This is a genomic window from Monashia sp. HAY1-5C (genome assembly GCF_056755255.1).
The window spans coordinates 1-13,035 of the sequence record NZ_JBPGXG010000009.1; the positions used below are offsets into that span (position 1 = coordinate 1).

General features: G+C 74.5%; 11 protein-coding genes and 2 rRNA genes. All 13 read left to right on the forward strand.

The window, feature by feature from the left end; genetic code table 11:
• Positions 1-291, forward strand: a 23S ribosomal RNA gene (locus ACR9ZK_RS02480); the annotation flags it as partial.
• An 80-nt stretch (positions 292-371) separates the two neighbouring features.
• Positions 372-488, forward strand: a 5S ribosomal RNA gene (rrf, locus tag ACR9ZK_RS02485).
• Between the two features lie 107 nt (positions 489-595).
• Positions 596-2,209: a tetratricopeptide repeat protein gene (locus ACR9ZK_RS02490; protein ID WP_481339817.1), complete on the forward strand. Its 1,614-nt coding sequence runs from the start codon at positions 596-598 to the stop codon at positions 2,207-2,209.
• Positions 2,202-3,260, forward strand: a complete 1,059-nt coding sequence (locus ACR9ZK_RS02495; RefSeq protein WP_481339820.1) for an HAD-IIA family hydrolase — start codon at positions 2,202-2,204, stop codon at positions 3,258-3,260. Before ACR9ZK_RS02490 ends, ACR9ZK_RS02495 begins: the two co-directional genes overlap by 8 nt.
• Before the next feature lie 32 nt (positions 3,261-3,292).
• Positions 3,293-3,616 (forward strand): hypothetical protein, encoded by a 324-nt coding sequence (locus tag ACR9ZK_RS02500; protein WP_481339823.1) that lies wholly within the window; start codon positions 3,293-3,295, stop codon positions 3,614-3,616.
• A complete protein-coding gene (locus tag ACR9ZK_RS02505; RefSeq protein ID WP_481339826.1) occupies positions 3,613-4,437 on the forward strand; it encodes a TlyA family RNA methyltransferase in 825 nt (274 codons plus the stop codon). The genes ACR9ZK_RS02500 and ACR9ZK_RS02505 overlap by 4 nt, the downstream gene beginning before the upstream one ends.
• Positions 4,434-5,381 carry an NAD kinase gene (locus ACR9ZK_RS02510; protein ID WP_481339829.1) on the forward strand — a complete coding sequence of 316 codons (948 nt, stop codon included), beginning with the start codon at positions 4,434-4,436 and terminating at the stop codon, positions 5,379-5,381. Before ACR9ZK_RS02505 ends, ACR9ZK_RS02510 begins: the two co-directional genes overlap by 4 nt.
• 10 nt (positions 5,382-5,391) lie before the next feature.
• Positions 5,392-7,203, forward strand: a complete 1,812-nt coding sequence (gene recN / locus ACR9ZK_RS02515; protein WP_481339833.1) for a DNA repair protein RecN — start codon at positions 5,392-5,394, stop codon at positions 7,201-7,203.
• 71 nt (positions 7,204-7,274) lie between these two features.
• Positions 7,275-8,456 (forward strand): putative cytokinetic ring protein SteA, encoded by a 1,182-nt coding sequence (gene steA, locus ACR9ZK_RS02520; RefSeq protein ID WP_481339835.1) that lies wholly within the window; start codon positions 7,275-7,277, stop codon positions 8,454-8,456.
• Positions 8,453-9,397 carry a copper transporter gene (locus ACR9ZK_RS02525; protein WP_481339838.1) on the forward strand — a complete coding sequence of 315 codons (945 nt, stop codon included), beginning with the start codon at positions 8,453-8,455 and terminating at the stop codon, positions 9,395-9,397. Before steA ends, ACR9ZK_RS02525 begins: the two co-directional genes overlap by 4 nt.
• A complete protein-coding gene (locus ACR9ZK_RS02530; RefSeq protein WP_481339841.1) occupies positions 9,394-10,227 on the forward strand; it encodes a hypothetical protein in 834 nt (277 codons plus the stop codon). Before ACR9ZK_RS02525 ends, ACR9ZK_RS02530 begins: the two co-directional genes overlap by 4 nt.
• Positions 10,224-11,933 carry a murein biosynthesis integral membrane protein MurJ gene (gene murJ, locus ACR9ZK_RS02535; protein WP_481339844.1) on the forward strand — a complete coding sequence of 570 codons (1,710 nt, stop codon included), beginning with the start codon at positions 10,224-10,226 and terminating at the stop codon, positions 11,931-11,933. Before ACR9ZK_RS02530 ends, murJ begins: the two co-directional genes overlap by 4 nt.
• A complete protein-coding gene (locus ACR9ZK_RS02540; RefSeq protein ID WP_481339848.1) occupies positions 11,930-13,024 on the forward strand; it encodes a glycosyltransferase family 4 protein in 1,095 nt (364 codons plus the stop codon). The genes murJ and ACR9ZK_RS02540 overlap by 4 nt, the downstream gene beginning before the upstream one ends.
• Positions 13,025-13,035 lie beyond the last annotated feature (11 nt).

A 13,035-nucleotide genomic window follows, 5' to 3' on the forward strand; every position in this document is an offset into this window, starting at 1 on the left:
CCCTATCCGCTGTGCGCGTAGGAAACTTGAGAAAGGCTGTCCCTAGTACGAGAGGACCGGGATGGACGAACCTCTGGTGTGTCAGTTGTTCCGCCAGGAGCACCGCTGATTAGCTACGTTCGGAAGTGATAACCGCTGAAAGCATCTAAGCGGGAAGCACGTTTCAAGATGAGGTTTCCAGGCCCGCGAGGGCGAGAGGCTCCCAGCTAGACGACTGGGTCGATAGGCCGGATGTGGAAGCACAGCAATGTGTGGAGCTGACCGGTACTAATAAGCCGACAACTTGACCCTACGAAGATGCTCCGCGTCCACTGTGCAGTTCCCGAGACACAAACACTCCACACCCCGCGTGTTTGAGATCTCCATAGAGTTTCGGCTGTCATAGCGAAGGGGAAACGCCCGGCTCCATTCCGAACCCGGAAGCTAAGCCCTTCAGCGCCGATGGTACTGCACTGGTGACGGTGTGGGAGAGTAGGACGCAGCCGGACACACTTTGGTAGAGCGCCCCGGACGGAACTTCATTGATCCGTCTGGGGCGCTCCCTTTTTGTGCCCAGGAAGTGGCGTCGGCACGGCCGGCGCGGAAGGATGACGATATGAGCGACCAGTACGGCGACGACGACCGGCGACGCTCTCACGACCGTCGCTCCGACGAGCGACGGGACGACCGCCGCGGCCCCCGACGTTCCGAGAATGATCGGGGCGGTCGGTCCAGCGGTCCCCGACGGGACGACCGCCGCGAGAATGATCGTACGTACGGTGGTGACCGGCGTCGCGAGGGCGGTGACCGTCCCTCGTACGGTGGTGACCGGCGCCGCGACGGCGGGGACCGTCCTTCCTACGGTGGTGACCGGCGCCGCGACGGTGGGGACCGTCCTTCCTATGGTGGTGACCGGCGCCGCGACGGCGGGGACCGTCCCTCCTATGGTGGTGACCGGCGCCGCGACGGCGGGGACCGTCCCTCCTACGGCGGGGACCGACGCCGGGACGGCGGGGACCGTCCCTCCTACGGCGGGGACCGACGCCGGGACGGCGGGGACCGTCCCTCCTACGGTTCGGACCGACGCCGCGACGGCGGGGACCGTCCCTCCTACGGCGGGGACCGACGCCGCGACGGCGGGGACCGTCCCTCCTACGGTGGCGACCGTCCCTCGTACGGTGGTGACCGGCGTCGCGACGGCGGTGACCGTCCCTCCTACCGTGGCGACCGTCCCTCCTACGGTGGTGACCGGCGCCGCGACGGCGGTGACCGACCCTCCTACGGTTCTGACCGGCGCCGCGAGAGCGGTCGTCCCTCCCGCGACCGTGAGCGGTCCGGCGGGAGTCCGCGCCGTGACGAGCGTGACGGCGCGCCGGCGCAGCGCGGCGGGTCGCGCCTGACGCCCACGTCGCCCCGCAAGCCCGAGCCGGCGATCCGTGAGGGTGTCACCGGCTACGAGCTGGACCGCGGCGTCAAGAACCAGCTGCGCACGCTGTCCAAGGAGAACGCCGAAGGCGTGGCGCAGCACCTCGTGATGGTCGCCGAGCTGCTCGACGTCGACGTCGAGGCGGCCCTCGCCCACGCGGAGACCGCAGTGCGTCGCGCCGGGCGGGTCCCAGCCGCGCGCGAGGCCCTCGGTCTCGTCGCCTACCGCATGGGCGACTGGGCCCGGGCGCTCGGTGAGTTCCGGACCGTTCGTCGGCTCTCGGGCTCGAGCCACCTGCTGCCGCTCATGGTCGACTGCGAGCGCGGCCTCGGCCGCCTCGCCAAGGCCCTCGAGCTGGCACAGACGCCCGAGGCGCAGAACCTGGCCGTCGACGACCGGGTCGAGCTCGCCATCGTCGTGTCCGGCATCCGGCGCGACCTCGGCCAGCTCGACGCTGCCGCTTCCGGCCTGTCCGACCTCGTCAAGCGGGTCAACCCGAACCGACCGCTTGCCGCACGCCTGTACTACGCCTACGCCGACGCCCTCCTGGCCGCGGGCGACACCGAGGCTGCGCGCGAGTGGTTCGCCCGGGCGGCCGACGCCGACCATGATCTCGTCACCGACGCCGCCGAACGCCTCGAGGAGCTCGACGGCATCGACCTCACCGACCTGCTCGAGGGTGAAGACGAGGAGGTCGACGACGTCGAGGACGTCGACGACAGCAGTGACATCGACGAGGCTGACGACCTCGACGACAGCGACGACAGCGACGACAGCGACGACGCGTCGCGCGGGCGTGGCTGACCGGGGCTTCGTCGACGCCTACGACGGGGTCGTCTGCGACCTCGACGGCGTGGTCTACCGCGGCGACGACGCCATCGACGGCGCCCCGAAGGCACTGCAGGACATCGTCGCCCGGGGCGTCCGCGTCGTCTACGCGACGAACAACGCCTCCCGGGTGCCGGCCGAGGTGGCCGCCCAGCTCGGGAGCCTGGGCGCCCCCGGAGGTGCGGACGACGTCGTCACGAGTGCGCAGGCCGGGGCCGAGCGACTGGCGTCCACCCTCGCACCCGGCTCGCCGGTGCTCGCCCTGGGCGGACCCGGTGTGACCGAGGCGCTGACGCGCGCCGGGTTGCGTCCGATCCCGCCCGGCCGGGCGAACCACCTCGACCCGGAGGAGCCGTGTGTCGCGGTGCTGCAGGGGCTCGGCCGCAACCTGACCGTGCTCGACTTCGAGGACGCAGCACGCCTGCTTCAGGCCGACGTGCGTTGGGTGGCGACCAACGACGACGCGACCCTGCCGATGCCGTGGGGAGGCGCCCCGGGCAACGGGGCTTACGTCGACCTGCTGGCCTCCGCCGTGGGCCGGCGCCCCGAGGTCGTCGGCAAGCCGCACGCCCCGCTCTACCGCCTGGCGACCGCCCGGCTCCGGGCAGACCCCGCCCGCGTCCTGGCCGTGGGCGACCGGCTCGACACCGACATCGCGGGCGCACGCGCGGCCGGGACCGACTCCGCGTGGGTGCTCACCGGAGTCGGTCGTCCCAGCCACCTGCTCGCCACCGACCTGCGCCCGACCGTCGTCGTCCGCCACGTGGCCGACCTTCTCGACCCGCTCGACCCGCCGACCCGTCACGAGGGCGTCTGGGTCTGCGGCGGCTGCCGCGTCCGCATGAGCGACGGCGCCCTCGAGGTCCTCGGGTCGGAGGCGTCGAAGGGGTGCTCCCATGACACCGACCTGCTCCGGGCGGGACTCGCGGCCCTCGTCGAGCGCCGGGATGCCGGTGACCCCGTCTCGGGGCTGGCCGAGGCCGCTGCCCGGCTCGACGGCCTCGCGGCCGGGCACCCGCTAGCCTGACCCGAGCGGCACCACCACGACGGAGGACGGACATGTTCGGGCAGGACCCCAGGCAGACGGACGCCGACGAGGTCGACGAGACGACCGAGACGACCGAGACGACCGACGGCACCGACGAGACGGACACCTACACCGACGAGCAGGGCGACGTCGAGGGCGACGCGGAGGTGCCGTTCGAGCCCTCCTTCGACGAGCGGGCGGAGCCGGAGGCGCCGGCCACGGGGGACCCGTCCATCGACGACGCCATGACCGATCTCGCTGTGGCACAGTCCGGCTCGTTCGAGGAGCGCATCGAGGCAGGGGAGCGCGCGCACCGTCTGCTGCAGGGCCGGCTGGGCGGCCTCGGCGAGGCGTGAGCGGACGGCGGCTCGACGCCGAGCTCGTCCGCCGGGGGCTCGCCCGCTCCCGGGGCCAGGCTCGCGAGCTCGTCGACGCCGGTGACGTCCTCGTCGAGGGGCGGCCGGCGGCCAGGGCATCCACCACCGTCGACGACGACACCGCGATCGCGCTGGCCCGGGAGCCGGACCGGTGGGTGGGCCGCGCTGCACTCAAGCTGCTGCACGCCCTCGACACGTGGCCCGTGGCCGTGCAGGGCCGGCGCTGCCTCGACGTCGGGGCGAGCACCGGCGGGTTCACCCAGGTGCTCCTGGAGCGGGGTGCCGCGCACGTGACCGCACTCGACGTCGGCCACGGTCAGCTCGTGCCCACGCTGGCCCGCCACCCCCGGGTGCGCGACCTGCCGGGCACGAACGTCCGCGACGTCGACGTCGAGACCCTCGGCGGCCGCTTCGACCTCGTCGTCTCCGACCTGTCGTTCATCTCGCTCGCCGTCGCCCTGCCGGCCATGCGCCCGCTCGTCACCGATGCCGGCGACCTCGTCGTCCTCGTCAAGCCCCAGTTCGAGGTCGGTCGCGAGAGGCTGGGGCGCAAGGGCGTCGTGACGTCCGTGCACGAGCACCGCCGTGTGCTGCGCGAGGTGGCCGCCGTCGCCACCCGGTTGGGCCTGCACGTGCACGGTGCCGCGCCCAGCCCGATCAAAGGGGGTGACGGCAACCGCGAGTTCCTCCTCTGGCTCGCGCCGAGGCGCCCGGAGCCGGGTGCCCCCGCCGCGGACCCGACGGTCGTCGATGACATGCTGGTGGCCGTAGCAGCCGTCGACCCGGAGGGAGCGCCGTGACGCGTCGGATCCTGCTCGTGGCCCACCCGCGGCGTCCCGAAGCGCTGACGGTCGCCAAGGGCGTCGTGGAGCGACTCACCCGCGTCGGCATCGACGTCTCCCTCCAGGCCGACGAGGCCCAGGTCCTCGACCTCGAGGACAGCACCCGCGTCCACGTCGCCTCCAAGCAGGAACGGGCCGCCGAGGGCTGCGACCTCGTCGTCGTCCTCGGCGGCGACGGCACGATCCTGCGGGGCGCCGAGTTCGCCCGGCGCGTCGACGTGCCCCTCCTCGGCGTCAACCTCGGCCACGTCGGCTTCCTCGCCGAGGCCGAGAAGGACGACCTCGACGCCACCGTCGAGCACATCGCCAACAAGGACTACGCCGTCGAGGAGCGCATGACGCTCCACGTCGACGTGAGGCTGCACGGCGAGCTCATCGCGAGCAGCTGGGCCCTCAACGAGGTCAGCGTCGAGAAGGCGGCCCGGGAGCGGATGCTCGAGACGACGATCGAGGTCGACGGGCGGCCGCTGTCGAGCTGGGGCTGCGACGGCGTCATCGTCTCGACCCCGACCGGCTCGACGGCGTACGCGTTCTCGGCCGGTGGCCCGGTCATCTGGCCGCAGGTCGAGGCGATGCTGCTCGTGCCGAGCGCCGCCCACGCACTCTTCGCCAGGCCGCTCGTTCTCGGGCCGGACTCGCACCTGGCCATCGAGATCAAGGCCGCCACCGAGGGGTCCGGCGTCATGTGGTGCGACGGGCGACGCCACGTCGCCCTGCCGCCCGGCGCCCGCATCGAGGTCCGCAAGGGTCTGCGGCCGATCCGCCTCGCGCGGCTGAGCCGGGCCCCGTTCACCGACCGGCTCGTCGCGAAGTTCGACCTGTCGGTCGAGGGCTGGCGCGGAAACGGCGACTCCGGCCAGTCGGGGGACAAGCCGGCGGTGCGTGGGGGTGCCCGGCCCTAAGGTGGGTCCCGTGTTCAGCCAGATGCGGATCCGCGGCGTCGGGGTCATCGACGAGGCCGTCCTCGACCTCAGTCCGGGTCTCAACGTGCTCACCGGCGAGACCGGTGCCGGCAAGACGATGGTCGTCTCCGGGCTGGGGCTCCTCCTCGGCGAGCGGGCCGACTCCGGGCTCGTCCGTGCCGGTGCCGAATCCGCCTTCGTCGAGGGCGTCGTCCAGCTGCCGCTGGACCACCCCGCCCTCGTCCGGGCCGACGACGCCGGCGCAGAGCACGACGACGGCGAGCTCGTCATCGCCCGCACCATCGCCGCCAGCGGTCGCTCCCGCGCCCACGTCGGCGGCCGCACGGCGCCGGTCGGCGTCCTCGCCGAGCTCGGCCGGCTGCTCGTCGCCGTCCACGGCCAGTCCGACCAGTGGCGCCTCAGGCAGGGTGATGCGCACCGCGAGGTGCTCGACGACTTCGGCGGTGCCCCGCTCCGCGACCTGCGCGACCGGGTCGGTGGCCTGTACGACCGGTGGCGCGAGACGCGCCGGGAGCACGAGCGCCTCGTGTCCGAGGCTCGCGAACGCGCGCGCGAGATCGACGGGCTGACCGCGTCGCTCGAGGAGATCGAGGCCGTCGACCCGCAACCCGGCGAGGACCTGATGCTGAGGGCCGAGGACGAACGCCTGGCTCACGCCGACACCCTGCGCCTCGCGGCCGGGCAGGCCCTCGCCGACCTCAGCGGTGACGAGGTCGCCGCCGAGTCGGCCCCCAACGTCCGTGAGCTGCTCGCGGCCGCCCGCTCGGCCCTCGCACCGGCCACCGGGCACGACGAGTCGCTGCGCGGCCTCGACGAGCGGCTCCACGAGGTCGGTACCCTCGTCACCGACCTGTCGGCCGACCTCGCGGCCTACCTCGACGACGTCGAGCTCGACCCCGAGCGGCTCACCTTCGTCCAGGAGCGCCGGGCCGCGCTCGGGGCCCTGACCCGCAAGTACGGCGAGACGGTCGACGAGGTCCTCGCCTGGGGACAGCGCGCCGCCGCCCGGCTCGACGAGCTCGTCCGCGCCGACGACCGCGTCACGGGTCTGGCCGCCGAGCTCGAGGCCCTGCAGGCCGACCTCGTCGAGGCGTCGGTCTCCCTGTCCGAGGCGCGCCGCGCTGCAGCCGACGAGTTCGCGGAGCGGGTGTCCGACGAGCTGGCCCACCTGGCCATGGGCAAGGCGGTGCTGGCCGTCGACGTGCGCCACCGCACCGACCCCGACGGCACACTTCTCCCGGACGGTGAGCGGGTCCGCCTGTCCCGCACCGGGATCGACGACGTCGAGATCCTCCTGGCCGCCAACCCCGGTGCCCAGCCGCGCAGCGTCGCACGTGCGGCGAGCGGCGGCGAGCTGTCGCGGGTCATGCTCGCGCTCGAGGTGGTCGGGTCGCACACCGCGAACGCCGGCCCTCCGACCTTTGTCTTCGACGAGGTCGACGCGGGCGTCGGCGGCCGCGCCGCCCTGGACGTCGGGGCGCGCCTCGCGGCCCTCGCCGAACAGGCACAGGTCATCGTCGTGACGCACCTGGCGCAGGTCGCCGCCTTCGCCGACCGGCACCTCGTGGTCCACAAGGCCGACGACGGGCGCGTCACCTCGAGCAGCGTCAGCGCCGTCGCCGGCGGGGACCGCCTGCGCGAGCTGTCGCGGATGATGGGCGGCGATCCCGACTCCGAGGCCGGACTCGCGCACGCCGAGGACCTCCTCGAGCAGACGGCCACGGCCCGCACTGCGCGCGGGACGAAGCGGGGCAGGAAGCCGGCCGGGGAGCCGCGCCGGCAGCGCACCAGGGCGTCCTGACCGGAGCGACGCGTCCAGGGCCACGAGCCACGACGGCCCCCGCGAGGACGCCGTGGAAGGATTGACCCGCCATGTCGATCTCCATCCGCCGTCGCGGCCACGCCCCGAGCTCGGGTCCGGGCGTGGTCGGGCCTGCACGCGTCGACCGGCGCACGAAGAACCTGACCAAGCGCCTGCAGGCCGGAGACGTCGCGGTCATCGACCACACCGACCTCGACAAGGTCAGCGCCGACGCGCTCGTCGCGGCCCGGCCGGCGGCCGTCGTCAACGCGGCCGCCTCGATCAGTGGTCGCTACCCGAACCTCGGCCCGCAGATCCTCGTCGAGGCCGGCATCCCGCTGCTCGACGCCGCCGGCGGGGAGGTCATGTCGCTCGAGGACGGCCAGTCCGTCCGGCTCGACGGCGACGACCTGTGGTCCGGCGACCGAAAGGTCACGACGGGCCGGCGTCTGGACGCCGACGCCGTGCAGTCCGAGATGCACGACGCGCGCGCCGGCCTCGCCGTGCAGATCGAGGCCTTCGCGACGAACACGATGGAGTTCATCCGCAAGGAGCGTGACCTGCTCCTCGACGGCATCGGCATCCCACCGATCACGACGACGATCGACGGGCGCCACTGCCTCATCGTCGTGCGCGGCTACCACTACCGCGAGGACCTCGAGACGCTGCGCCCGTACATCCGCGAGTACCGGCCCGTCCTCATCGGCGTCGACGGCGGGGCCGACGCCATCCTCGAGGCGGGGCACCGGCCCGACCTCATCGTCGGCGACATGGACTCGGTCTCCGACGAGGCGCTGACCTGCGGCGCCGAGGTCGTGGTCCACGCCTACCGCGACGGTCGGGCCCCGGGGCTGGCCCGCGTGGAGGCCCTCGGCATCGAGCCGGTCGTCTTCCCCGCGGCGGGCACGAGCGAGGACGTTGCCATGCTCCTCGCCGACGACGCGGGGGCCGAGCTCATCGTGGCCGTCGGCACCCACGTCACGCTCGTCGAGTTCCTCGACAAGGGCCGCGACGGCCAGGCGTCGACCTTCCTGACGCGGTTGCGCGTCGGGGGCAAGCTCGTCGACGCCAAGGGCGTCAGCCGTCTCTACCGGGCTCGCATCCCGGGTCGCCTCCTCGTCGCGATGTGCGTCGCCGGGCTGCTCGCGCTCTTCGCCGCCCTCAGCGCGACCCCCGTGGGGAAGGCGTGGCTGCAGGTCGTCGCCGCGCGCTGGGACGACCTCTGGAACGCCGTCGTTGGGATCTTCACGTGATCGACTTCCGATACCACCTCGTCTCCATCATCTCGATCTTCCTCGCGCTCGCCGTCGGCATCGTCCTCGGCGCCGGGCCGCTGCAGGCCACGATCGGGGACACGCTCGGGGACCAGGTCGTCGCGCTCCGCTCCGAGAAGCAGACGCTCAACGACAAGCTGACGGCGAGCGAGAAGCTCGTCGAGGCCTCGGGCGAGTACGAGTCCGCGGTGCAGCCGCGGGTCGTCGAGGGACGCCTCACCGGCCACCGGGTCGTCGTCGTGGTCCTGCCGTCAGCCGACGGCACCCTGGCCGACGACCTCGAGAACGTCATCCCGCAGAGCGGCGCCACGAGCACCGGTGCGGTGACGGTGAGCCCGGACTGGTTCGACCCGACGCAGGCAGGCGACCGCGAGCAGGCCGCGCGCCAGGCCGCGTCGGCGCTCGGGCTGCGCGGCACGGCGTCCGGCGACTCCCTGCTCGACCAGGTGCTGGCCCACCTCCTCGTCTCGCGGACCGACGCGGCGTCGTCGACCCAGCGCACGACCGCCCTCAAGGTCCTCGCCGACGCCGGGCTCGTCGACAGCAGCGTCGACGACCTCGCACCGGCCGACCTCGCGATCGTCGTCTCCGGCGACTTCGCCGGGACGCAGGCCGCCGTCGACCAGCGCAGCGAAGGCCTGCGCGCCATCCTCACCGGGCTCGCGCAGGGCTCGAACGGCACGGTCGTGGCGGGCGGTGAGCCGGTGGCGGCCGCCGGTCAGCCGGTGTCGTCCGATGCCGTGTCGGCCGTCCGGTCGAAGTCGGAGACCGCCGACGTCGTGGCCACCGTCGACCACGCGCGGGCCGGCAACGGCCCCGGCATCGTCGTCCTCGCGCTCGAGGGGCTGCTCGACGACCGCGTCGGGCACTACGGCATCTCCACCGGAGCGACGGCCACGGTGCCCAGGGTCCTGCCGTGACGGCCGCGCGACGGCGCGAGCACCTCCTCACCCTCGTGGGCTCGGCTGCGGCGGCCTGGGCCACCGGCCGCGCCGCCCGCCGCCTTCCGCGCCGCCTCGCCGAGCCGTGGGAGCGGACCAACCACGCCGGCCGGACGGTCACGCTGCTCGAGGGGCCCGCCCTCGTCGCCGGTGCCGTCGCCGGCGCCCTGCTCGGCCGGGCCGAGCGCCCCGTGCACCGGACGGCGGTGGCCGTCGCGGCCGGTGCGGCCGGTGCCCTCGGCGCTCTGGACGACCTCGCCGGCGGCACCGCCGACAAGGGTCTGCGGGGGCACCTCGCGGCCCTGCGCCGGGGGGAGGTGACGACCGGCGCCGTCAAGGTCGTCGGTCTCGGCGCCACGGGGCTGTTCGTTTCCGCCCTCTGCGACTCCGGACGCCGCCCGCGCGGTGGCGTCGTCGCGTCGGTCGTCGGCGGGGCCGTCGTGGCAGGGGCCGCCAACGCGGTCAACCTCTTCGACCTGCGGCCGGGCCGCGCCCTCAAGGTCACCGTCGTGGCAGCAGCCCCCCTCGTCGGGTCGGCCGCGGCGGCCTCGGCCGCACTGGGCGCCTCCCTCGGCGTCGCTGCGGACGACCTCGCCGCACGGTCGATGCTCGGCGACACCGGGGCGAACGCCGCCGGGGCGCTCGTCGGCCTGGCGGTCCTCGAGCGCACCGGTCTGGCCGGGCGGCTCGTCGCGCTCGCCGGCCTCATGGCGCTGACGCTGGCCTCCGAACGCGTCAGCTTCACCCGGGTCATCGAGGGCAACGGTGTGCTGCGTGCCCTCGACGAGTGGGGCAGGAGCCCGCGGTGACCGCACCCGGCCCGGACGGCGGTGCGGGCCGCCGCGCGGCAGGGCCCGGCATCCTCGCCGCAGCCGGCACCATCGCCGCCATCACGCTGGTCGCCCGGGTCGTCGGCTTCGGCCGGTGGTTCGTCTTCTCCCACTCGGTCGGGGCCACCTGCGTCGGCAGCGTCTACCAGTCGGTGAACGCCGTGCCCAACGTCCTGTTCGAGATCGCCGCCGGCGGCGTCCTGGCCGCGGTCGCCGTGCCGCTCGTCGCCGGTGCCCTCGCGCGGGGCGCCCGGGACGAGGCCGACGCCACGGCCTCGGCGCTGCTCACGTGGGTCGTGCTCGTGCTCGTGCCGATCGGGGCCGTCGTTGCCCTGGCCGCGCGACCGACCGCGGCGGCACTCCTCGGCACCGGTTGCCCGGGAGAGGTCGACCTCGGCGCCGAGCTGCTCCTCGTCTTCGCCGCGCAGGTTCCCCTCTACGGCATCGGCATCGTCCTCGCGGGCGTCCTGCAGTCGCACCGGCGCTTCGTCGGGGCGGCAGTCGCGCCGCTGCTGTCCAGCGGCGTCGTCATCGTCACCTACCTGCTCTACCGGGCTCTGGCGGCCGACCCCGCCGCCCCGATCGCCGACGTGCCGGGTGCCGCCATCGGCGTCCTGGCCGGGGGAACGACGCTCGGCGTGGTCGCCCTGAGCCTGCCGCTCGTGGTGCCGGTGGGTCGCGCGGGGATCCGGCTGCGCCCGCGCCTGCGCTTCCCGACCGGCGTGGCGCCCCGGGTGCGCTCGCTGGCGGTGGCCGGCCTGCTCGCCGTCGCCGGTCAGCAGGTCGCCACCCTCGTCGTCATCCGCCTCGCCAACGACCGCGGTGGAGCCGGCACCCTCAACGTCTACACCTACGCCCAGGCCGTGACGCTCCTGCCGTACGCCGTGCTCGCCGTGCCGCTCGCGACGGCCGCCTTCCCATCCCTCGCGAGCGCCGCCGGCGCCCGGACCACCGACGGCGTGGCCGCCACCGGCGCCGATCCGTCGGCCACGCTGCGACGGGCGTGGCTCGCGACCCTCGTCGTCAGCCTGGCCGGGGTGGCCGGACTGGTGGCCGTCGCCCGTCCGGTGGGTGCCTTCTTCGTCGCACTCGACGCCGGGTCCCGTACCGAGGCGACCCTCGGGACCCTTGCCGCCATGGGCGACGCCGTGACGTTCTTCGCGCCGTCGGTCCTCGGCCTCGCGGTCATCGGGCTGCTGACCCGGGCGTCGTACGTGCGCGGCTCCGCCGTGCTCGCCGGCGCCCTCGCGGCCGGGGGGTGGCTCGTCTCGGCCGTGCTCGCGCTCCTCATCCTGGACCCGTCGGGTGCCGGTGGGCCGAGGACCTTGACGGTCCTCGCGGCGTCCACGAGCGGCGGCCTGCTGGCCGGTGCCCTCGCCCTCGTCGTGCTCGTCGGGTCGACGTGGGGCTGGCGGGCGCTCGCGGTCCCGGCGCGGCCGCTGCTCGGGACGCTCGCCGGCGCGGCCGTCGCCGCCCTCCTGGGCCGCGGCGCGTCCGGCTGGCTGGGACTGCACGACATCGGCACCTCGCTCGGGGGCAGCGTCATCGTCGGGGTGACGGTCGGCGTCGCCGCCGTCGCCCTCATGGCCGGGATCGCCGTCACCGTCGACCCCTCGCTCGGCCGTCGGCTCCGCCGGGCCCGGACGCCGCGCGTCGTGGCCGGCCGGGGGGAGTCGGCCTCGTGAAGGTGCTCCAGGTCGTCGGTCGCTCCACGGGCGGCATCGGCCACCACGTCACCGACCTCGTCGCCGGCCTGCGCCGCGACGGTCACCAGGTCGTCGTGGCCACGGCCGCCTCGACGGCCGGGGCGCTGGCCTGGCACGACGCGCACCTGCTGTGGCCCGTCCACCGCGGCCTGCGTGCACCCCGCGGGCTCGTCGACTGGCACCGGATCATGGGTCTGGCATCGGGCGCCGACGTCGTGCACGCGCACGGGCACCAGGCCGCCGTCGTGGCGGCCGTCGCCGTCGCCCGCTCGCGTCCACGACCCCGCCTCGTCGTCTCGCTGCACAACGACCTGCCCCCCGGCACGTCGCGGCCGGCGCGGTCGGTCCTGCGATGGGCGCTGCGTCGGGCCGACCTCGTCACCGGCGCGAGCGCCGACCTCGTCGAGCTCGCCTCGCACCTCGGTGCACCCCGCGTCGAGGCTGCGGACGTCCCGTCGCCGCGCACGGCCTCGCTGCTCGTCGCCGATGCGCTCGGTGACGACGAGCGCACGGCGCTGCTCTCGTCGGCGGGGGTCCCGACCGACCGGCCGGTCGTGCTCACCGTCTCGCGGGTCGCGCCGCAGAAGCAGCTGGCCACCCTCGTCGACGCGGCGGCGGCGTCCCGGGAACGGGCCACGTGGGTCGTCGTCGGCGACGGCGACCCCGAGCTGCGCGAGCAGCTCGAGTCGCGCGCGTCCGGCGGCGGCGCCGCCGTCCGGTTCGTCGGGGCCAGCGACGACGTCGGGCTCTGGCTGCGCGCCGCCGACGTCTTCGTCCTGACGAGCCGGTGGGAGGCTCGCGCCCTCGTCGTGCAGGAGGCGATGGCAGCGGCCCTGCCGGTCGTCGTGCCCCGTACCGGTGGCCTGCCGCAGCTCGTCGGCGGCGCCGGCGTCCTCACGCCCGTCGGGGACGCCGCAGCCCTCGCCGCCCACGTGGACCGCCTCCTGGCCGACCCGGAGGAACGGCACGCCCTCGGGCTGGCCGCTCGCGTGCAGGCCGCTCACTGGGCGACACCCGACGAGGAGACGCGCCGGTGGGCCACGCGCTACACCGAGGCCCTCCGCGGATGACGTAGACTTAA

Excerpts from the sequence above, each read along its gene's own strand:
- ACR9ZK_RS02490 (WP_481339817.1), top strand. The coding sequence starts at position 596 with ATGAGCGACCAGTACGGCGACGACGACCGGCGACGCTCTCACGACCGT.
- ACR9ZK_RS02500 (WP_481339823.1), top strand. The coding sequence starts at position 3,293 with ATGTTCGGGCAGGACCCCAGGCAGACGGACGCCGACGAGGTCGACGAG.
- steA (WP_481339835.1), top strand. The coding sequence starts at position 7,275 with ATGTCGATCTCCATCCGCCGTCGCGGCCACGCCCCGAGCTCGGGTCCG.